The sequence below is a fragment of the Enterococcus sp. NBRC 3427 genome, from assembly GCF_007996925.1.
Lineage (GTDB): Bacteria > Bacillota > Bacilli > Lactobacillales > Enterococcaceae > Enterococcus_B > Enterococcus_B lactis.
Genome location: NZ_BJLL01000045.1, coordinates 1 through 22,247, shown reverse-complemented (window position 1 = coordinate 22,247; position 22,247 = coordinate 1). Strand labels below are relative to the sequence as shown.

At 40.0% G+C, this 22,247-nt stretch carries 17 protein-coding genes and 1 pseudogene; 15 read left to right on the top strand and 3 right to left on the bottom strand.

The window, feature by feature from the left end; all coding sequences use genetic code 11:
- The coding region (locus ESP02_RS09860) for a C40 family peptidase (protein ID WP_146926038.1) at positions 1-526 on the top strand (526 nt) is incomplete at its 5' end.
- Positions 527-594: 68 nt separating this feature from the next.
- On the opposite strand, the gene ESP02_RS09855 is transcribed toward ESP02_RS09860, so the two are convergent.
- Positions 595-2,394: a M3 family oligoendopeptidase gene (locus ESP02_RS09855; RefSeq protein ID WP_038399135.1), complete on the bottom strand. Its 1,800-nt coding sequence runs from the start codon at positions 2,392-2,394 to the stop codon at positions 595-597.
- 121 nt (positions 2,395-2,515) lie between these two features.
- On the opposite strand from ESP02_RS09855, the gene ESP02_RS09850 reads away from it, so the two are divergent.
- Positions 2,516-3,022 carry a VanZ family protein gene (locus ESP02_RS09850; RefSeq protein WP_002315904.1) on the top strand — a complete coding sequence of 169 codons (507 nt, stop codon included), beginning with the start codon at positions 2,516-2,518 and terminating at the stop codon, positions 3,020-3,022.
- 78 nt (positions 3,023-3,100) lie between these two features.
- The gene (locus ESP02_RS09845; RefSeq protein WP_025478428.1) at positions 3,101-3,823 is read left to right on the top strand and encodes a YebC/PmpR family DNA-binding transcriptional regulator; all 723 of its coding nucleotides are present in this window, start codon (positions 3,101-3,103) and stop codon (positions 3,821-3,823) included.
- 80 nt (positions 3,824-3,903) lie between these two features.
- Here the strand turns inward: ESP02_RS09845 and ESP02_RS09840 are convergent.
- Positions 3,904-5,303: pseudogene (locus ESP02_RS09840) on the bottom strand (L,D-transpeptidase family protein).
- A 169-nt stretch (positions 5,304-5,472) separates the two neighbouring features.
- The gene (locus ESP02_RS09835) at positions 5,473-6,447 is read right to left on the bottom strand and encodes an L-lactate dehydrogenase (protein ID WP_038399133.1); all 975 of its coding nucleotides are present in this window, start codon (positions 6,445-6,447) and stop codon (positions 5,473-5,475) included.
- A 352-nt stretch (positions 6,448-6,799) separates the two neighbouring features.
- Between ESP02_RS09835 and pth the strand changes: the two genes are divergently transcribed.
- From pth to lysS, 12 genes are all read left to right on the top strand, one after another.
- On the top strand, positions 6,800-7,360 hold the full coding sequence (gene pth / locus ESP02_RS09830; protein ID WP_010733145.1) for an aminoacyl-tRNA hydrolase: 561 nt from the start codon (positions 6,800-6,802) through the stop codon (positions 7,358-7,360).
- Between the two features lie 16 nt (positions 7,361-7,376).
- Positions 7,377-10,898 (top strand): transcription-repair coupling factor, encoded by a 3,522-nt coding sequence (gene mfd / locus ESP02_RS09825; protein ID WP_002373635.1) that lies wholly within the window; start codon positions 7,377-7,379, stop codon positions 10,896-10,898.
- 14 nt (positions 10,899-10,912) lie between these two features.
- Positions 10,913-12,508, top strand: a complete 1,596-nt coding sequence (locus ESP02_RS09820; RefSeq protein WP_025478429.1) for a polysaccharide biosynthesis protein — start codon at positions 10,913-10,915, stop codon at positions 12,506-12,508.
- Between the two features lie 10 nt (positions 12,509-12,518).
- Entirely contained in the window at positions 12,519-12,788 is a 270-nt protein-coding gene (locus ESP02_RS09815; protein ID WP_002287407.1) for an RNA-binding S4 domain-containing protein, read from the top strand.
- Between the two features lie 67 nt (positions 12,789-12,855).
- Positions 12,856-13,281, top strand: coding sequence for a septum formation initiator family protein (locus ESP02_RS09810; protein WP_002287409.1), 426 nt, complete (start codon positions 12,856-12,858; stop codon positions 13,279-13,281).
- A gap of 45 nt (positions 13,282-13,326) precedes the next feature.
- Complete coding sequence (locus tag ESP02_RS09805; RefSeq protein WP_002373638.1) at positions 13,327-13,797, top strand: S1 domain-containing RNA-binding protein; 471 nt, start codon at positions 13,327-13,329, stop codon at positions 13,795-13,797.
- Between the two features lie 119 nt (positions 13,798-13,916).
- Positions 13,917-15,362 (top strand): tRNA lysidine(34) synthetase TilS, encoded by a 1,446-nt coding sequence (gene tilS, locus ESP02_RS09800; RefSeq protein WP_146926036.1) that lies wholly within the window; start codon positions 13,917-13,919, stop codon positions 15,360-15,362.
- The gene (gene hpt / locus ESP02_RS09795) at positions 15,362-15,907 is read left to right on the top strand and encodes a hypoxanthine phosphoribosyltransferase (protein WP_002287415.1); all 546 of its coding nucleotides are present in this window, start codon (positions 15,362-15,364) and stop codon (positions 15,905-15,907) included. The genes tilS and hpt overlap by 1 nt, the downstream gene beginning before the upstream one ends.
- 89 nt (positions 15,908-15,996) lie before the next feature.
- On the top strand, positions 15,997-18,108 hold the full coding sequence (gene ftsH, locus ESP02_RS09790; protein WP_002373641.1) for an ATP-dependent zinc metalloprotease FtsH: 2,112 nt from the start codon (positions 15,997-15,999) through the stop codon (positions 18,106-18,108).
- A 216-nt stretch (positions 18,109-18,324) separates the two neighbouring features.
- Entirely contained in the window at positions 18,325-19,212 is an 888-nt protein-coding gene (gene hslO, locus ESP02_RS09785) for an Hsp33 family molecular chaperone HslO (RefSeq protein WP_002310401.1), read from the top strand.
- A complete protein-coding gene (dusB, locus tag ESP02_RS09780; RefSeq protein ID WP_002373642.1) occupies positions 19,213-20,217 on the top strand; it encodes a tRNA dihydrouridine synthase DusB in 1,005 nt (334 codons plus the stop codon).
- 110 nt (positions 20,218-20,327) lie between these two features.
- Entirely contained in the window at positions 20,328-21,824 is a 1,497-nt protein-coding gene (lysS, locus tag ESP02_RS09775) for a lysine--tRNA ligase (RefSeq protein WP_002310399.1), read from the top strand.
- Positions 21,825-22,247 lie beyond the last annotated feature (423 nt).

The following is a 22,247-nucleotide window of genomic DNA, read 5'->3' as shown; positions in this document are numbered from 1 at the left end:
TGTACCTGAAACTTCAACAGAAGAATCAACAACACCTGCGCCTACAACACCATCAACAGATCAAAGCGTTGATCCAGGAAACGGCACAGGAAATAGTACTCCGGCTCCAACGCCAACACCAACACCTGAACAACCAAAACCTGTTACACCAGCTCCAACTCCTTCTGGAAGTGTGAATGGTGCAGCAATCGTAGCAGAAGCTTACAAATATATCGGTACTCCATATGTTTGGGGCGGTAAAGATCCAAGTGGATTTGACTGCTCAGGATTCACACGCTATGTTTACTTGCAAGTAACTGGTCGTGACATTGGTGGTTGGACAGTTCCTCAAGAATCAGCTGGAACAAAAATCTCAGTTTCTCAAGCAAAAGCTGGAGACTTATTATTCTGGGGTTCACCAGGCGGAACTTACCACGTAGCGATTGCTTTAGGCGGAGGACAATATATCCATGCTCCTCAACCAGGCGAAAGCGTAAAAGTTGGTTCAGTTCAATGGTTTGCACCTGACTTTGCTGTCAGCATGTAAGAATGATTAATCAAAAAGAGTTAGCCCTTTTCTGGACTAACTCTTTTTTTATTGAGAGAAAATAGAAATCAGATGAATTCTTCTGTCAATTCCATGAACGTTTGGATATCTTCAATCACCATATCGATACCTGCTTGCCAAAAATCTGGTTGAGTGAGATCGACATTCAAATGTTTCTTCGCAAGATCTTCCGTCGTCATTGAAGCAGTATCACGTAGTAAATGGATATATTCTTCTTCGAAATTTGCTCCCTTTTGATTGGCGTAAGCATAAATGCCTAAACTAAACAGGTAGCCAAAGGTGTAAGGGAAGTTGTAAAACGGTACGTCATCAATAAAGAAATGTAATTTTGCAGCCCAGAAATATGGATGATAAGTGGCTAAAGCTCCTTGGTAGCCTTCTTTTTGTGCTTCAACCATCATCTCTGTGATCTTATCTTCTGAGACTAATCCCTCTTGCCGTGCTTCATAGAACCGATTTTCAAAAATGAATCGAGAATGGATATTCATGAACATAGCTAAAGCATTTTGCAGTTTTGTATCTAGCAAATTGATTTTTTCTTCTTTTGTTTTTGCGGCTTTTAATGTAGCATCGGCTACGATCAGTTCTGCAAATGTACTTGCTGTTTCTGCGACATTCATTGCGTATTCGCGATTTAAAGAAGGTAAATCCCACATCGTGCTGCTATGGAAAGCATGACCCAATTCATGAGCAAGTGTCGCAACCTCATTAACAGAATTGCTGTAGGTCATAAAGATCCTTGATTCTTTTGTTTCTGGTAACTCAGTACAATAACCACCAGGACGTTTTCCAGGACGATCTTCTGCTTCGATCCAGCTCTTTTCAAAAGCAGATTGTGCGAATTCAGCCATTTTTGGACTGAATTTATTAAAGTTTTCGATAATAAATGCAGCAGCTTCGTCAAAATTAAAGGTTTTTTCTTTCAAATCGCCTAAAATAATAGGTGCATCTTGATCCTGCCATTCCATTTTTTCTTTACCGAAAAGATTGGCTTTTCTAGTCAAGTAATCAACAAGGGGTTGTTTGTTTTTTTGGATCGTCTCCCACATGACAGACAATGTTTCTTTTTTCAAACGGTTGTATTCTAATGGTTTTTGCAGAAAATTCGTGATGCCATGGAGTTCATAGTTAGAAAGTCTGAAACCATCTAAATGATTCAAAGTATCTGTGAAGAGGGGGGCCTTTTCTTTCCATACTTTTTCCCAGGCTGCGAAAAGTGTTTCTCTGACTTTTGGATCTGGATCGCCCATCATCTTATTGAAGGCTTGGCCAGCAGATAATTCGACTACTTGACCATCTTGTTCGAAGGGAATCGAAATGCTGGCTACAATCGTATCATAATGACTGCTCCAAGCATTTAGACCATCTAATGAGAGCGTGTTGATAATGTTCTCTTCAGCTTCTGATAATAATTGTGAACCGTCACGACGGATCTCGTTTAAACGAAACGCGATTGTTTCAAACGAACCTTGGGAAAGCATCTGATTCCAATCATTGTCAGATATTTCTGCAAATTTCTTCGACAATACTGTTTCGGCTGATTGTAGACGAGGAAGCATGGCGTAAAGCTTACCTGATAAGATCTTTGCATCTGAATCATTGACATTGGCAGAAAGCAATGCAGTAATATAGCTGTTGCATTGGGTAAAGCCGTTCGTAATCGTTTCTTGCAATTGAAGAACCGCTTTTAGCTGCTCTGCATTGTCAGAACTAGGTGACCATTTTGTTACACGTTGATAATATTCGTTCGTTTGGTCTTCCAATTGCTTCATCCGTTGGTTCAAAGCATCAGAATGACTTCCTCCGGGGAAAATAGAATCTAGATCCCAATTTAATGAATAACTCATGAAAAAACTCCCTTCATATTGTAATACAAAATTAAGTATAGCACTTTTTTATAGAAGAAGTCTCTATGAAAATGATTGTTGTTTCTTCAAAAAAAGTCTAAGATAAATACAGAGGTGACTTATGAATTCTTCAAAAAAACAACTGAAAAACGGAAATATTTATTTAGTGATCGCACTTATAGTCGTTGCCATCTTATTTTACAGTTCTTCTCAAACTTACGGACAGCAATCACAAGTTTCGCGATTAGAAAGCTGGCTTCCTAATCAGCCATTTAAGGATACATTAGCAGGTATACGTTTTAATTATGGTGGAAGTATCGTGAGTATCGACCATCTTGGCTACGCCAAATTTGTAGAGTTCTTTTTAAGAAAGGGCGCACATTTTGGTACTTATTTTGTTTTAGGTGGCAGCTTGTTTTTAGGTGTTTTCCCTAAACTAAAAATTTGGTGGCTGACAGCGATCCTTGCTTGGCTTTCAGCAACAGGGTACGCAGGTTTGGACGAATTCCATCAGATGATGACCGGTGGACGAACACCTATGTTCCAAGATGTCATGCTGGATTCGATCGGTGCTCTGACTGCTGTGGTATTATGTGTGCTTTTTGCGGCATTCAAGAAGCGTTTATAGATTGGCTGTGGCTTTGTTTTTTTGTGAAATAGTACTAGAATAGAAGTGTATTCTCAAAAGAATAAGGGAGGAAAAATCATGTCAGGACATAGTAAGTGGCATAATATCCAAGGAAGAAAAAATGCCCAAGATGCGAAACGAGGAAAAGTCTTTCAGAAACTTTCTCGTGAAATCTATATGGCAGCTAAAGCAGGCGGTCCTGATCCATCCATGAACCCAGCTCTGCGGCTTGTTGTGGACAAAGCAAAAGCTGCAAATATGCCAAACGACAATGTAGAACGGGCGATTAAAAAGGCTACCAGTGCCGTAGATGAAACAAATTACGATGAAATCACGTATGAAGGATATGGACCGGGTGGAGTAGGAATCTTAGTCCATGCATTGACGGATAACCGTAATCGGACAGCGACAAATGTTCGAGTAGCTTTTACTCGAAACGGTGGGTCACTGGGAGAAACGGGTTCAGTTAGTTACTTGTTTGATCGCAAAGGGTATATCGTCATTGAACGCGATGGGTTGGCTGTTGATGAAGAGACGATGTTTGAAGATGTATTAGAGGCGGGGGCAGAAGATCTGCAAACTTCTCCTGAAGTGTTCGAGATTTATACTGCACCAGAAGATTTTGTTGCTGTACGAGATGAGCTGGAAAAAGAGTTCACTTTAGCGCAAGCAGAATTGACGATGATCCCACAAACAACGATTGATTTAAATGAGGAACAACGGGAGCAATTGGAACGTCTAGTAGATAAGCTAGAAGACGATGATGATGTCTCAGAAGTCTTTACTGCTGCTGAAATGTAAGCAGCGCATAGTTGAGATAATAAGTAAGAACGCACCTGTACGATTCGTACAGATGCGTTCTTTTTATAAATTCTTTTTTGTTAGAAGACCAATACGGGCGTTCCTTTTTCGACCATCCCGAATAATTCCTTCATTACACTTGGCGGAGTGTTGATACAGCCATGTGAACCGCGGGTTTTCCATAAGTCTCCACCATATTCAGGTTGCCAGTCAGAATCATGGATACCAACACCTGTCCAGTCAATCGGCATCCAGTAATTTACTGGACTCTCGTAAGGTGTTCCGTCGTCATTTGTTCCTTTTAAAGTTGCATCTTCTTCTTTATTCCAAACATAGAAGACCCCAGCAGGTGTAGGTGTAGATGGCTTTCCGGAAACGATATCTGTTTCAAGGGCTACTTTTCCGTCTTTATAATACCACATATGCTGGTTCTCTAGATCAACTTCGATATACGTATCTTCGATCAATGGATGATCAGCGGTTGTGCCACCTTGCACAATCGGAGAACGAGTAAAGTCTTGGCCTGTCAGAATAGCTTTTTTCAACGCTTCTGTCTCGCTATCTGTTTGGATCGTCCAGCTGTAAGTGCCAACTGGGACTGTAACTTCTCCTCTTTTTGTACTTTTAAATTTTGTGTCATTCGTACTTGTGTTATACTTTGTGCCTAAATCTGTTACATATTGACGTACTTGTTCTGTATCTAAATCGACTTTTCCGTCGTTATAGGTCAGCCAGCTCATGATATCACTTGATGGGATCTGGAAAGTCTCCCCGTTTATACTGTAAGTAGCTTTTACTTTTGCGATAGCATTCATGGATTCGAGCTGTTCTTTCAGTGAACTGTCTCCGGAGGTTACTTTTGGTTTTTCTTTGAACTCAGTTAATTCAATCGTATCTTTACCGGAATTTACTGCACTTTTTACTTGTTTGACCGCAGCATCGACGTTGATGGTATTTCCATTGACTTCAGGCTTGATAACAAAAGAGTCGCCTGATTTTTCAATTGTTGCATCAGTTGTAGGTGTCCGGTCTTTATTCAGATCAGTCAGTTTAGTTGTCAATGTCTGAACGGTAGTATCCAGTTTCTGGTGGTCTTGACTGATAGGATCGATTTCTTGTTTTTCAGCTGCTGAAACATAAGTCATTCCCCAAGTCCATCCGTTTTGTTCATTTAGGATCGGAGAAAGCTCAGAAGTGAAATCATCTTTATAGCCGAGCTCAGACTTTGGTACTTCCTGCCAGACTTGTCCATCTTCTTTAATAGCTAATTTTTTATCGGAATAAGCTTCTTTTAATTTTTCATTTGCTTTTTCGACTGTTAGATCGCTGACATTTATTCCGTTGATTTCTGTATTCGGCAAAAAATGCTTTGTGTAGTATGTACTGCGATAGGTATAAAAGCTAATCAGCACTAAGAGAACACCAAGAGCTGAAAGCAAAGCAACATGTTTCGATTTTTTCGATGCGAAGATCTTGTCATATCGACAACTCCTTAAGTAAAAGTTTAGGGTGGAACGGTCTCATGATAGCATAATTTAGACGAAAAGACGAAGGTTATCTCTTCTTTATGAAAAAATTTAGAAACCAGAAGAGTGATAAAATAAAAAAACGGAAAACACCGTTTAGATGTTTTCCGTCATATTCAAAGATTATTCAGCGTTTAGTTTAGCAAAAGCTTCATCTAGAATTTCTTTTAATTGTTTAGCAGAAGCAGCCATACGGTCTTGTTCGCTGTCGCTTAAAGGAATTTCGATTACTTTTTGGATACCTTGACGGTTGATAACAGCAGGTGCACCAATGTAGATGTCATTCAATCCATATTCGCCATTCATGAAGACTGATAAAGGAAGAACAGCATTTTCATCATCTAAGATGGCACGAGTGATACGTGCTAATGCTACTGCGATACCATAGAAAGTAGCGCCTTTTTTCTCGATAATTGTGTAAGCAGCGTCACGTACGCCGAAGAATAGGTTAACCATAGCTTCTTCATCGATTTCTGGGTTGTTTTTCACCCATTCATAGATTTGCAAGCCGGCAACATTTGCATGTGACCAAACTGGGAATTCTGAATCTCCGTGTTCACCTAAGATGTAAGCATGGACGTTACGTGCATCAACGTCAACTAATTCCGCAAGTGCTTGACGGAAACGAGCAGAGTCAAGAGACGTACCTGAACCGATAACGCGTTCTTTAGGGAAACCTGAGAATTTCCAAGTTGAGTAAGTCAAAATATCTACTGGGTTAGCGGCAACTAAAAAGATACCGTTAAATCCTGATTCAACGATTTGTGTGACAACATCGCGGTTGATTTTTAGGTTTTTGTTTACTAAGTCTAAACGAGTTTCACCTGGTTTTTGTGGTGCGCCAGCTGTAATAACAACTAAGTCAGCATCATGTGCGTCTGCGTAAGTAGCAGAGTAGATTTTTTTAGGTGAAGTAAATGCCAAAGCGTGAGACAAGTCAATTGCGTCTCCTTCAGTTTTAGCAGTATTGATATCTACGATACCTACTTCTTGAGCAATATTTTGAGTAACTAGAGCAAAGGCATAGCTAGAACCTACGGCGCCGTCTCCAACAAGAATAACTTTTTGATGATCTTTTTTTTCTGCAGCTGCAGTCATTTAGTATCAATCCTTCCATTGATTTGTTTTTTCCCATGCTTATGCTAACATTTCTCAAGCCCCATGTCACGCTATTTGGCTATAAAATATAACAGATAACAAGGTTGTATCATATGTAAAAGCTTACATGTGCGTTATTTCACTATTTTTATAAATCAATTATTTCATTAAACTTTGAAGAAATTTTTAATTTCTTTATCATTTATTAACGATTCTCTTTTAGCCGAAACGCTTTGTTTTGTGTTATACTATGCATTGACAGTATAAAAAAGAAAAAAAGCTCGATGGACTGGACCGCTAATTAGCAGTCCAGCCTTTTGTGCTGTTTTTAGAATTAGGTGGAAAAACAAAAATGAAAATGATCGTCGGGTTAGGAAACCCAGGTACCAAATACCAATATACTAAACACAATATCGGCTTTATGGTCGTGGATCAAATTGCACGCGAACATCAAGCTACTTTCAAAAAAAATCCATTCGAAGCAGAAGTTGCCGAATTTTTTCATAATGGAGAAAAGATCCTTCTAGTCAAACCACAGACATTTATGAATGAATCTGGTCGTGCAGTCGGGCCGTTAATGACTTATTTTGGGATTTATCCAGAAGAATTAGTCGTCATCTACGATGATTTGGATCTGGCAGTAGGAAAGATCCGGCTCCGTCAAAAGGGGAGTGCCGGCGGGCATAATGGTATCAAAAGTATCATTTCCCATTTGAATACGAATGTCTTTGATCGAATCAAGGTGGGAATCGGCAGACCAGAAGGGAAAAAAACAGTGGTCCAACATGTGCTCAGTCCTTTCAGCAAAGAAAACCAGCCTTTGATAGAAGAAAGCATGTTTCAATCTGTTAAAGCAGTCGAATATCTCATAGAAGGGCATTCGTTCGTGGATGCGATGAATCAATTCAATTGAGAAAGGAGGAAAAGGAATGGATATCATTCAATTAGTCGGAAAAGATCCGCAAGTAAAAGAATGGATCAGCAATTTAGAAGAAAAAATGCCTAGACAACTAATCACAGGATTAGCTGGTTCAGCAAAGACGCTTCTATTTGCTCGAGCATTTAAGAAAACAAATAAAAATATGATCATTCTGATGCCAAATTTGTATTATGCCAATCAGTTAGCAGAAGATCTGCAACATGTGATTCCGCAGGATCAGATCCATTTATTTCCAGTGGATGAAGTGCTTTCTGCTGAAATGGCCTTTTCTTCTCCAGAAGCGCGAGGCGAGAGAGTCGCAACGCTCAACGCACTTCAAGAAAAAAAAGCAGGTATCTATTTGTTGCCAGTCGCAGCTTTGCACAAGCGGCTGCCGAATAAGAAAACTTGGCTACAGGCGCAATTGAATTGGCATGTTGGTGATGAAATAGATGTGGAAAATCTTCCTCGCCAATTGACTTTGATGGGCTATGTACGAGAAGAAATGGTCGCAAAACCCGGAGAATTCAGTATTCGAGGAAGCATCGTCGATATTTACCCATTAACAACAAACTATCCTATTCGTGTAGAATTATTTGATGTAGAGATAGATTCTATGCGGTATTTTGAAGCAGAAACACAACGTTCAATCGAAAAAACGGAAGAAATCTGGGTTTCTCCAACGAGTGAACAAGTCTATGGATCAGAGGATCTGGAACATGGAATAGAGCAAATGCAAAAAATGCTAGAAAAACGACTTGCGGCGACCACAGAAGAAGCAGACCGCGAGTTTTTACAAGATTACTTCGGTCAGCTGACTTCAAGCTGGCAAGCAGGTATCCCGACAGAAGAAGCAAAATTCTACTCAGATCTTCTTTACCAAGAATTTGTAACGATCTTGGATTATTTTCCTTCAAATAGTCTACTAGTCGTTGATGATTACCAGCGGATCATGGAAACAAATCGGGAAATCGAAAGGGAAGCGGCAGAATGGCATACTCAAAAAATCAGCGAATTGCGGGTTTTTTCTGAGCAGTCATTTTCAGCAGATGTACAAAGAATCGTTCAAAAGGAAAAATTTACTACAACCTTTTTCTCGCTCTTCCAAAAAGGGATGGGAAATCTTCGTTTCCAAGCAATCCATAATTTTCAATATCGGACGATGCAACAGTTCTTCGGACAAATGCCGTTACTGAAAACAGAAATGGACCGTTGGCGCAAGCAAAAACAGACTGTTGTGATCTTTATTCCGACAAAGGACAGAATACGTAAAGCAGAACAAATGCTTCGAGATGAAGATATATTAGTAGTAGAAACAGAAAAAAATGCATTGATCAGAGGACAGGTACAATTAGTTGAAGGAGCTTTGCAGGCTGGTTTTGAACTTCCTCAAGAAAAAATAGTAGCTATCACAGAAAAAGAAATTTTCCAAAAAACGACGAAAAAACAAACGAGACGTCAAACAGTAACAAACGCAGAGCGATTGAAAAGCTATAATGAGTTAAAAGCAGGAGATTACGTTGTCCATGCCAATCATGGTATCGGGAAATACATTGGGATGGAAACGCTAGAAGTAGATGGCGTTCACCAAGACTATATGACTATTTTGTATCAAAACGACGACAAACTGTTTATTCCTGTTACTCAACTGAATCTGATCCAAAAATATGTCGCCTCGGAAGCCAAAGCACCTCGCATCAATAAGCTAGGCGGAAGTGAATGGACGAAAACTAAACGAAAAGTATCTTCGAAAATCGAAGATATCGCTGACGATTTAATCAAACTATACGCAGCAAGAGAATCAGAAAAAGGATATGCTTTTGGTCCTGATGACGCCTACCAAAAAGAATTCGAAAATGCTTTCCCTTATTCTGAAACAGATGACCAGTTGAGAAGTGCAGCGGAGATCAAGCGGGATATGGAAAAAGAAAAACCAATGGATCGACTACTCGTAGGTGATGTTGGTTATGGGAAAACAGAAGTAGCGCTTCGAGCGGCCTTTAAAGCGATAAAGGAAAGCAAACAAGTAGCCTTTTTAGTTCCAACAACGATCTTGGCACAGCAGCACTATGAAACGATGCTGGAAAGATTTGAAGGTTTCCCCGTAAATATCGGGCTATTAAGTCGTTTCAGAACAAGAAAGCAACAAAAAGAAACCATCGAACAACTGCGCACAGGTCAAGTTGATATTGTTGTAGGAACCCATCGAATCTTGTCAAAAGATATTGAATTTAGCGATTTGGGTTTATTGATCATTGACGAAGAACAACGTTTTGGTGTAAAACATAAAGAACGATTGAAACAGTTACGTGCACAAGTGGATGTTTTGACTCTGACAGCAACACCGATTCCGAGAACTTTGCATATGTCGATGCTAGGCGTGCGGGATCTTTCAGTAATCGAAACACCGCCTGCGAATCGTTATCCGATCCAAACATATGTTATGGAAAAAAATCCTGGGGCTATCCGCGAAGCAATCCATCGAGAAATGGGACGAGGTGGACAAGTATTCTATTTATATAACCGAGTAGAAACGATCGAACAAAAAGTAGAAGAAATCCAAGAACTCGTTCCGGAAGCGCGGATCGGCTATGCTCATGGACAAATGACAGAGGCGCAATTAGAAAATACGCTCTTTGAATTTATTGAAGGTCAGTATGATGTTCTTGTCACTACGACCATCATTGAAACAGGAGTGGATATCCCGAACGCAAATACATTGTTTGTTGAGAACGCTGATTATATGGGTTTATCCACGTTATATCAATTACGCGGACGGGTAGGAAGAAGTAGCCGTGTCGCATATGCTTACTTTATGTATGAGCAGCAGAAGATCCTTAATGAAGTCAGTGAAAAACGTCTTCAGGCAATCAAAGATTTTACAGAACTGGGATCTGGATTCAAAATTGCGATGCGTGATCTTTCCATTCGCGGTGCAGGTAATCTTTTAGGTGCTCAGCAACATGGATTTATTGATGCAGTCGGTTTCGATATGTATTCTCAAATGCTGAGCGAAGCAGTGTCTCGTAAACAAGGAAAGAATAGTCAAGTGGAGAAGACCACTGTTGAGATCGACCTCGGTGTTGACGCGTATCTACCTGAAACATACGTGGTAGATCAACGGCAGAAAATCGAGATCTATAAACGAATTCGTGAACTTGATTCGCAAGAAATGCTAGATGAACTGGAAGATGATCTGCTCGACCGTTTTGGAGAATACCCAGAAGAAGTAGCACATCTCCTGACAATCGGACAGATTAAAATGGATGGCGATCGAGCGCTCTTGGAAACGATAAGGAAACAGGAGCCGCATATCGTCTTTACTCTAAGCAAAGTTGGAACGAAACGCTACAGCGTGGAACAATTATTCGAAGCGCTAACGGCGACGAAACTAAAAGCCAGTCTAGGCGTTGAAAAAGAACAGATGGTGATACGCTTGACGATTCCAAACCAAATGGAAGAAGCAGTGTGGCTTCAGGAAATCCAAAAGTTTGTCAAAGCATTGCGTGAGCAAAAATATCTGTCAGCGTAGGAAGGAGCAACGATTTGGATCATAAAGAAATGCGGCGCGTCATGCAAGGAGCATTTGTACTGACGATTGCTTCTTTCATAGCAAAAGTATTAAGTGCCCTTTACCGAATTCCTCTCCAAAACTTAGTCGGCGACGAAGGTTTTTATGTTTATCAGCAAGTTTATCCAATTTATGGGATAGCAATGACTTTAGCTTTATCAGGTCTTCCGCAGTTCATATCAAAGTACGTTGCAGAAAGAAAGAATCCTTTCGAGCGAAAGCAAGCTTTGCAAAGTCTTTATCCCTTGGTGTTTTGGACAGGCGTCTTTCTGTGGTTGTTTGTCTTTTCATTTAGCAGTTGGATTGCTTGGATGATGGGGGATATACAATTGAAACCACTGATCCAAGTAGTTTCTTTTACCTTTTTGCTGATGCCTGGTTTATCTTTTTATCGAGGGAATTTTCAAGGAAGATTTTTGATGGAACCAACGGCAGTTTCTCAAGTAGTTGAGCAGTTCGTTCGTGTTTCTGTAATCGTCTGTAGTGCGTTTGCTTTTAGAAAGCTCGGATGGACGGTGTACCAAACAGGGACGGCAGCGATGAGTGGAGCCGTTTTTGGCGGGATATGCGCATATGGGATCCTTCACTACTATGAACAAAAGATTCATGGAGGAGTATTAAGCTTCCGCCGGTTCCCATTATTCAAACAGCCACCAAAATCTTTGATCCGGCGCTTTCTAGTAGAAGGCGGTCTGGTTTCGATTTATAGCGGATTACTCATCTTTTTTCAGCTGATCGACTCTTTCTTTGTAAAAAATGCTTTGGAAGTTTACGGTCTGTCGGAATATGGTGCGAAGATAGCAAAAGGGGTCTATGATCGAGGGCAGCCTTTGGTTCAATTAGGTTTAGTGATTGCCACCGCATTAAGTGCGACATTTCTGCCTGCATTGACCCGTCATTTGACCAATCGGATCTATCGTCAGTTTTTGCAGACAGCCAAAATCTATCTTAGATTGACGACCGCTTTGGCATTAGCTGCATCTTTGGGATTAGCCTTACTGCTTCCTTATATCAATTATGCGTTGTTTAAAGATTATGCAGGAAATGCAGCGCTTGTATTGTTTGTTTTTTCCATTGCTTTTACTGCAGTCATCCAAGCCTATCAAAGTATTGCTCAAAGCAAGAACTCTTTTCGCCCTTCTTTAAAAGGAGCAGGATGGGGGCTCTTGGTAAAAGGATTGACTACTTCTTTTCTAACTGGTTTATTAGGAACAGCCGGAGCAAGCCTGTCTACCCTTTTAGGATTAGGTGTGACGCTTTGGTATTTTGTCCGAATAGAAACAAAAGAGCTAAATGCTTTTTGGAAAGAACGACATTTTGGGCGGAAGTTGATTATCAGCCTTCTTTGTATGACAACAGTCCTACTGCTGTATTATGGTGTGTTGAATATAGTGTTTGGTCCTGTAACTCATCGTTCCACTGCTTTTTTTGTCAGTGTGATAGGTGTTGGGATTGGCGCATCTGTGTTCATTTATGCAGTGATTCGTCTCCGTCTGTTTACAGTACGAGAGTGGCTCATGTTGCCATTTGGTAAGAAAATTCTACGATTAAACAAAAAAATCAAAAAGTGAGGAATAAGATATGCGATTAGACAAATTTTTAAAAATATCCCGAATCATCAAAAGACGATCAGTAGCAAAAGAAGTGGCTGATAAAGGAAGGATCCAAATCAACGGAAAATTGGCGAAATCTTCCAGTGATGTCAAAGTAGGCGACATTTTGAAAGTCCAGTTCGGCAACAAAACGTTGGAAGTAAAAATTACGGAATTACATGAATCGACCAAAAAAGAAGATGCACAAAAAATGTACGAAATTATTTCTGAAAATCGCACAGAAACACTAGAGAAATAGATTAGACAAGCTTTCATGATATTGGTATAATGAGAAAGACAATCAAAAAAGATTGGAGCGAATCCAAGTGACGAAAAAAAGCAATAAAATCGCTGCGCTAGATACGGAATATGCAAAGAAAAAGTATGCTGAATTTCAGCAACAACAACGACAACTGATTTTTCGAAGACGCAGACTGGCTGCAATTTTTGTTGGTGCTTTGGTCATTTTCGCGATAATAGGTGTGCAGATTTTCCATGATATGCAAAGGATGCATCAATTGAACGAATTGAGAGTCGAAGCAAATACTGAAATGAAAGAAGTCAACGCAGACGTTGATCAGCTGCACCAAGATGTTTCATTGCTGAAAGATGATGAATATGTAGCTAAACTTGCCAGAAGCAAATTCTTTTACTCAAAAGACGGTGAAAAAGTTTATCCTATATTAGAATCAAATACAGACAGCTCGACAAATGAAACAGATCAATCAACTAGTTCTACAACTGCAAAATAAGCAGGAATATAAAAAAGGGAAATAATTAGGAGGAACATTTTTTTTATGTCAATCGAGGTAGGAGCAAAACTGCAAGGAAAAGTATCAGGAATTACAAATTTTGGTGCGTTTATTGATCTAGGTGCTGGAAAAACGGGTCTAGTTCATATTAGCGAAGTGTCAAATGGATATGTAAAAGACATCCATGATGTTTTAAGTGTAGGAGATGAAGTAACAGTCAAAGTTATTTCAGTAAATGATGATGGGAAAATCGGACTATCTATCCGCAAAGCGCAGGAACAACCTGTAGAATCTGGAGAAGAAAGCCGTCCTAAAAAATTTCAACAAAAAGATTCCCGTGAGAACCGCAATCGTCCAGCACAGAAAAAATCTTTTTCTCGCAGTCAGCCTTCAGCTCAAAAAGAAGACTTCGATTCATTGATGAGTTCATTTTTGAAAGATAGCGATGACCGCTTATCTTCATTGAAGCGAAATACAGAAGGAAAACGCGGTGGCCGTGGCGGACGCCGCAGCTAATCAAGCTGAAAATAATGATGATGCGACTATTTTAGTCATAGTATCAACAGAGGGCAGGTTAATTGTCGTTTTAGACGTTTTCCCGCTCTCTTTTTTTAGGAAGAAAGGGTGTGGAAAGAATGAGCGTTGAAAAAGACGGTAAAAAAGTACCGCTATTGCAGCAGTCATTTATTCGGCACGGGAATGAACAAAGATTCTGGCAAAAAGAATCAAGGATTTTAGCAGCGGTATCAGGTGGGGTTGATTCGATGGTTCTGCTCCATTTGCTTTTGCAAGCGCAACGCCAAATGGGTTTTTCTTTGGGTGTCGTCCATATCAATCACCAATTGAGAGAAGAATCAGCAGAAGAAGCTGCTTATCTTCGCTCCTATTGTGAGAAGAAGAATCTCCCTTTATATGTAAGTGTTTGGGAAGATCCGGCCAAAACGGCCATAGAAACGGCAGCCCGTAACTTTCGTTATCAAGCATTCACTCGTGTGATGAAAGAAGAACAATATGATACGTTGATGACTGCTCATCATGGAGATGATCAAATCGAGACGGTGTTGATGAAAATCATTCGTGGGGGACAGTTAAGTACTTTTTCTGGAATCAAAGAAGTACAACCATTTGCTACGGGCAGACTTGTTCGTCCATTGCTGAGTTTCAGTAAAGAAGAATTGTATGCTTATGCAGCAGAATCACAGCTTGTTTACTTTGAGGATCAGACGAACCAATTATTAGATGTCCAAAGAAATCGGCTTCGCCATTTGGTTGTTCCTCAATTAAAACAAGAAAACACCCAGGTGATGAGACATTTTCAGCAGTTTTCGCAACAGATCCAATGGGCAGACCAAGTCATTCAAAAATGTATGGGGCAGTTAATCGAAAAGGAAGTCGAACAGTTAAAGGATCGATTTCAATTTTCAGCAGAAATAATAGAAAAAATGGAAGAAGCGGAACGATACTATTTTTTCCACTCCTTCTTCGACAAAGTATTCTCAGAAACAGGGATCATTTTGAAAGAGCAGCAAATGGCATCGATTTTAGAGCAGTGGCAACAGAAAAAAAGTCAATGGCAGCTTAGCATCGGCAACAGCTGGGTACTGAAAAGAGAGTATCATTTTGTTGTACTCGCTAAAAAAGAAAAACAAGCCACTACTCAGACAGAAGATCAGCGCTTGTTGCTTATTCCAGAACAAGGGATACAGTTGAACGAAACAGAATGGATTGGTCTGGTCAAACCTGAACATTCAGAGGACATCAAAGCAACAGAGTCATGGTCTCTGTTTTCTCATGACATTTGGGTTCCCGCCGATGTGCAACTATATGTCGAAAAAAGAAAAGCAGGAGACCGTATCCAATTAACGGAGAAACTTACAAAAAAAGTATCTAGATATTTTATCGATCAGAAAGTACCTAATTCACAAAGGCAGCATGCTTGGATCATTACAGATGCCAAAAGAAATATATATAGCTTGATACCTTTTGCCTTTTCATATTTGAGTATTCGTGAAGAAACTGATAAAATACACTACATACTTCTTTACAAATATCAAAAAGAAGCAATTGGAAGGAGAACCTGATGTTGGAAAAGGATATTGAGAGAATTTTGATCTCACAAGAAGAGATACAAGTTCGTTGCAAAGAACTAGGCAAAGAGTTAACAGAAATTTACCAAAACACCAATCCCCTAGTAGTAGGTGTCTTAAAAGGAGCGGTACCATTCATGGCAGATATCGTTCGTTCTATCGATACGTATTTGGAATTGGATTTCATGGATGTTTCAAGCTACGGGAATGCAACAGTCTCGTCAGGGGAAGTAAAAATCGTCAAAGACTTGGATACAAATGTAGAAGGTCGCGATCTGTTGATCGTTGAAGATATCATTGACAGCGGAAGAACACTTGCCTATTTAGTGGATCTTTTCAAATACCGCAAAGCAAAATCAGTCAAAATCGTTACACTACTTGACAAACCCGAGGGAAGAGTAGTAAACATCGAAGCAGATTATGTTGGGTTCAACGTACCAAATGAATTTGTTGTGGGTTATGGCTTGGATTATGCAGAAGCATATCGTAACCTTCCATACATCGGTGTATTGAAACCTAGTGTTTATCAATCAAATTAATGCTGTATCTCAATTAAATTATGGTACAATAGAATGGTCAGGATTGATAAAAAACTGTTAAATTAAATTGACGCTTAGGGAGGGCAACTATGAACAAAAAGAACAATGGCATGATGAAAAATGCCTTGTATTATGTCCTCGTAATCTTAGCGATGGTAATGGTCGTTTATTTCATTTTTGGTAATAACGGCCAGCGATCGTCAGATATCGAGTACTCAAAATTCACAGAACAACTACAAGCAGGCAAAATCAAAGAGTTTGAAGTGCAGCCTGCAAATGGTGTATATAAGATCACTGGTGAATACAAGGAACAGCAGACAGTCGCTAACAGCGGCGGGTTAGCTATCTTGGGTTCAACAGATACGACTACTACCCATTTCACAACAATCATTTTGCCAAATGATACAACATTGAGCCAAGTAACAGAACTGGCAAAAGAAAACAAAGTTGCTACAACAGTAAAAGAAGAATCAAGCAGCGGCGTATGGGTTTCGTTATTGCTTAGCTTCTTGCCGATCGTGATCATCATCTTTTTCTTCTACATGATGATGGGACAACAAGGCGGCGGTGGTGGCGGTGGCGGCCGTGTCATGAACTTTGGTAAATCAAAAGCCAAAGAAGCAGACAAAAAAGCTAATCGCGTACGTTTTTCTGATGTAGCGGGTGCGGAAGAAGAAAAACAAGAACTAGTTGAAGTTGTTGAATTTCTGAAAGATCCTCGCCGATTTGTTGAATTAGGTGCCCGTATCCCGGCAGGTGTACTTTTAGAAGGACCTCCAGGAACAGGTAAAACCTTGTTAGCAAAAGCTGTTGCCGGAGAAGCTGGCGTACCATTTTATTCGATCTCAGGTTCTGATTTCGTAGAAATGTTTGTCGGCGTCGGAGCAAGCCGTGTTCGTGATTTGTTTGAAACAGCGAAGAAAAACGCACCGGCTATCATTTTCATCGATGAAATTGATGCGGTAGGTCGTCAACGTGGTGCCGGTATGGGCGGCGGACATGATGAACGCGAACAAACATTGAACCAATTGCTTGTAGAAATGGATGGTTTCGACGGAAATGAAGGAGTAATCGTCATTGCTGCAACTAACCGTTCTGACGTACTAGATCCAGCGTTACTACGTCCCGGACGTTTTGACCGTCAAATTTTAGTTGGCCGTCCAGATGTAAAAGGACGTGAAGCAATCTTGCGCGTCCATGCACGGAATAAACCGATGGCCGATGATGTTGACTTGAAAGTCGTTGCTCAACAGACTCCAGGGTTTGCCGGAGCAGATTTGGAAAACGTCTTGAATGAAGCGGCGCTAGTAGCTGCTAGAAGAAATAAAAAGAAAATCGATGCTTCTGATATCGATGAAGCGGAAGATCGCGTGATTGCAGGTCCAGCTAAAAAAGATCGTGTAATCAGCAAAAGAGAACGCGAAATGGTTGCTTATCACGAAGCTGGTCATACGATTGTCGGATTAGTGTTAAGTCGCGCTCGGGTCGTCCACAAAGTAACGATCATCCCTCGCGGACGCGCCGGTGGATATATGATCGCTTTACCAAAAGAAGATCAGTTCTTGATGACAAAAGAAGATATGTTTGAACAAATCGTAGGTTTGCTTGGTGGACGTACAGCTGAAGAAATCATCTTCAATGTCCAATCAACTGGTGCTTCCAATGACTTTGAACAAGCGACAGCTTTAGCACGAAGCATGGTAACAGAATATGGAATGAGCGATCGTTTAGGTCCCGTTCAATATGAAGGAAATCATCAAGTGTTCGTTGGCCGCGACTACGGTCAAACAAAAGCTTATTCTGAACAAGTTGCTTTCGAAATTGATCAAGAAGTACGCAAGATTTTGATGGAAGCTCATGCCAAAGCTCATGAAATCATCGAAGCTCATCGTGCACAGCATAAATTGATTGCTGAAAAACTTCTGGAATTCGAAACATTGGATGCCAAAGCAATCAAATCGTTATTCGAACACGGTGTGATGCCTGAAGGTACTGAGTCAAATGATTATCCAAGCGAAAAAGAAGCGAAAACTTTTGAAGAAGCAAAACGTGCTTTGGAAGAAAAAGACGCTGAAAAACAAGCAGAAGAAAAACGTGATTTTGAAGAAGCAAAACATGAACTGCATGAGGAAAATAAAGCAGAACATGATTCAGATTCTCAACAATCAGAAGATAATCATTCAGACGATCAATACAAATAAAAAAATATAGGTCAATTGAACTGATATGACTCCCGAAAACCGGAACAAAAACCGGTTTTCGGGAGATTTCTTTATTTAAGATATAAATAGGATGATGTCCTGTTTTCTAGATGATTCTGAATTATTTTTAAAAGAAGCATTCCAAAGTTGAAAAAAGCAGGAGTTGCTAGTATGATTCACTATGAGTTTAAAAACGGAAAAAGGAGTACATAACAAATGAAAGATTATCTGGTTAAGGCACTTGCTCACGACGGATTCGTACGAGCATACGCCGTTCAAGCAACAAATACCGTAGCGGAGGCACAAAGACGTCATGATACTTGGCATACGTCCTCAGCTGCTTTAGGACGAACATTAGTGGGCAGTCTGCTGCTTGGTGCAACACTTAAAGGAGAAGATAAACTAACTGTTCGAATCCAAGGCGATGGTCCAGCAGCGGGAATCGTAGTAGATGCAAATGGGAAGGGAGATGTGAAAGGCTACATCAAAAATCCGCATCTCAGTCTTCCTTTGAATAGTGAAGGTAAAATCGATGTGCGAGGAGCAGTTGGGACACAAGGGATGTTTACTGTCACAAAAGATTTAGGATTAAAAGAACCTTTTTCTGGTCAAACGCCAATTGTTTCTGGAGAAATCGCTGAAGATTTTACTTACTATCTCGCTATTTCAGAACAAATCCCTTCAGCTGTTGGACTAAGTGTATTGGTCAATACTGATGACAGTATCAAGACAGCGGGTGGATTCATGATTCAAATCATGCCAGGTGCCGATGAAGAAACAATCAGCAAGATTGAGGAACAATTAAAAACAACACCAAGAATCTCTACTCTCTTAGATGAAGGACAGACACCAGAAGAAATATTGAAGGGATTGCTTGATACAGAAGAGCTGAACGTTTTAGAAAAAATGCCTGTTCAATTCAAATGTGACTGTTCGAAAGAAAAATTTGCAGAAGCAATTATCGCGCTAGGTGCAGAAGAAATCCAAGCGATGATAGATGAAGATCATGGAGCAGAAGCGGTATGCTCTTTCTGTAACAATAAATACAAGTATAGTGAAGAAGAATTAGCTGGATTGAAGAAAGAAGCCTTAGGAGGAATTTAAGTGGAACACAAATGGAAAATCGGCAATGTTGAAATCCCTAATCGTGTCGTTGTTGCGCCGATGGCTGGAATAACAAATTCAGCATTTCGAGTCACTGTCAAAGAATTTGGTGCAGGCTTAGTCGTATGTGAAATGATCAGTGATCAAGGTATCCATTTCAGAAACAAAAAAACTTTAGAGATGCTCCACATTGAAGAAACAGAACATCCATTAAGTTTACAGATATTTGGCGGGAACAAAGACAGCCTAGTTGAAGCTGCTCAATTTGTCGAAGAAAACACAGCTGCAGATATAATAGACATCAATATGGGCTGTCCAGTAAACAAAGTGATCAAAGCAGAAGCAGGGGCAAAGTGGCTTTTAGATCCTGAGAAAGTATACGAAATGGTCCAAGCTGTTTCTTCAGCAGTAGATATCCCTGTAACGGTCAAGATGCGTATCGGTTGGGATGAAGAACACGTCTTTGCTGTAGAAAATGCATTAGCAGCACAATCAGCTGGAGCAAGTGCCATCGCTATGCACGGGCGTACGCGGGTTCAGATGTATGAGGGAAAAGCAGATTGGGAAATATTAAAAGAAGTAAAAAAACATCTCACCATCCCATTTATGGGGAACGGGGATGTCAAAACACCCGAAGATGCAAAACGGATGCTTGATTATGTTGGTGCAGACGGTGTGATGATTGGCCGGGCAGCTTTGGGAAACCCATGGATGATTCATCGTACACAGCATTATCTAGAAACAGGAGAACTGATTCCTGAGCCAACACCAGCCGAAAAGATTGCTACAGCTAAACTTCATTTACAACGCTTAGCAGATCTCAAAGGAGAAAAAGTAGCATGTAGAGAATTCAGAACACATGCGGCTTATTATTTAAAAGGGATTCCTCGAGCAGCAAAAGTGAAAGTAGCAATCAATCAGACAGAAAATCAGCAAGAAATCAATGATCTGCTGGATCAATTTGTAGAAAAAGCAGAAAAAGTACTATTGAAACAAACGTTGTGATTTCTAAGTTTTTCGTGAATTTTCAAGCCGAAATTCCAAGTTCGGCTTGCTTTTTTTGTGTTTCATTGGCATTATAGGAAAGAGATTAACATGAGAATGGAGGAACTTTTGTGACACAGGAACAACAACATCAAGTAGAAGATTTAAATGATCAAATGCTTGTACGTCGTCAAAAAATGGAACAATTGCGTGAAGATGGAATCGATCCATTTGGAAAACGATTTGAACGCACACACAACTCAGAAGAATTGCATGAACTATTTGATCCAAGAACAAAAGAAGAACTAGCAGAGATGGGATTGACCGCTAGTGTAGCTGGACGTATGATGACTCGCCGAGGAAAAGGAAAAGCTGGATTTGCGCATCTGCAAGATCGTGAAGGCCAAATTCAAATTTATGTAAGAAAAGACCAAGTAGGTGATGAAGCCTATGAAGTATTTAAACATGCAGACCTTGGAGATTTCTTTGGTGTAACTGGACAAATCATGAAAACAGACACAGGCGAAGTTTCTATCAAAGCTTCAGAAATCACGATTTTGTCAAAAGCACTTCGTCCACTGCCAGATAAATACCATGGCTTGACGAATATTGAACAACGCTACAGACAACGCTACTTGGATTTGATCAGTAATCGCGAAAGCTTTGACCGATTTATGAAACGAAGCCAAATTATCAGCGAGATCCGTCGTTATTTAGATGGCAATGGCTATATCGAAGTAGAAACGCCAGTATTGCATAATGAGGCAGGTGGAGCCGCTGCTCGCCCATTCATCACACACCATAATGCACTGGATATTGATTTATATTTGCGTATCGCGTTGGAACTTCATTTGAAACGACTAATTGTCGGAGGAATGGAAAAAGTTTATGAAATCGGTCGTGTTTTCCGTAATGAAGGGATTGATACTACGCATAATCCGGAATTTACGATGTTAGAAGCATACACAGCATATACTGATTTCAATGATGTAATGAATCTGACAGAAGGTATTATCCGTAACGCAGCTGAAAAAGTACTAGGGACAGCAAAAATCACATATGATGGACAAGCTGTTGACTTAGAAAGCGACTTTAAACGTATCCATATGGTAGATGCGATCAAAGAACAAACTGGCGTAGATTTCTGGAAAGAAATGACTTTGGAAGAAGCATTAGCCTTAGCTGAAAAGCATAACGTAGAAGTAACAGAAGCGATGGGTGTCGGACATGTTATCAATGAATTCTTTGAAACGTTTGTTGAAGAAACGTTGACACAACCGACATTTGTTTACGGACATCCAGTCGAAGTTTCGCCGTTAGCGAAGAAAAATCCAGAAGATCCTCGATTCACAGACCGATTCGAACTATTTATCGTAGGACGCGAATTTGCTAATGCCTTTACGGAACTGAATGATCCAATCGATCAAAGAGAACGATTTGAAGCACAAGAAAAAGAACGAGAACTAGGGAACGATGAAGCACACGGTGTAGACGAAGACTTCTTGGAAGCATTAGAATACGGTATGCCGCCAACTGGTGGTCTAGGTATCGGGATTGACAGATTAGTGATGCTGCTAACTGACGCTCAATCCATTCGGGACGTTCTACTATTCCCAACAATGAGATAATCAAATAAAAGCTGTCTAGGGGACTCCTTAGGCAGCTTTTGCCATGTAGAAAGCAACAAACAATAACGAATGTTCAAAAGCTGTTATCAAATATTACAGACATTAAGGAAGCCGAAAGCGAACGATAAAGAAAGAAAAGTAGTGAATAATCGCTTATTGAAAAAAACTTGAAAAAATACAAAAAATTCGTTGACCAAGATAAATTTAGTTGGTATATTATTACTTGTCCAAAAGACAGAAGGAAATATTTCTTCAAAAACATAACAAAAAAGTTATTGACATGTTGCTAACGACATGATAAGATAACTGAGTCGTTAAAAAAGAACAGCTTGCGAAGCTTGATTCTATCGAAAAAAACTTCAAAAAAAGTTCTTGACAAATAACAAACGATAAGTTATGATGAATGAGTTGCTGAAAGATTTT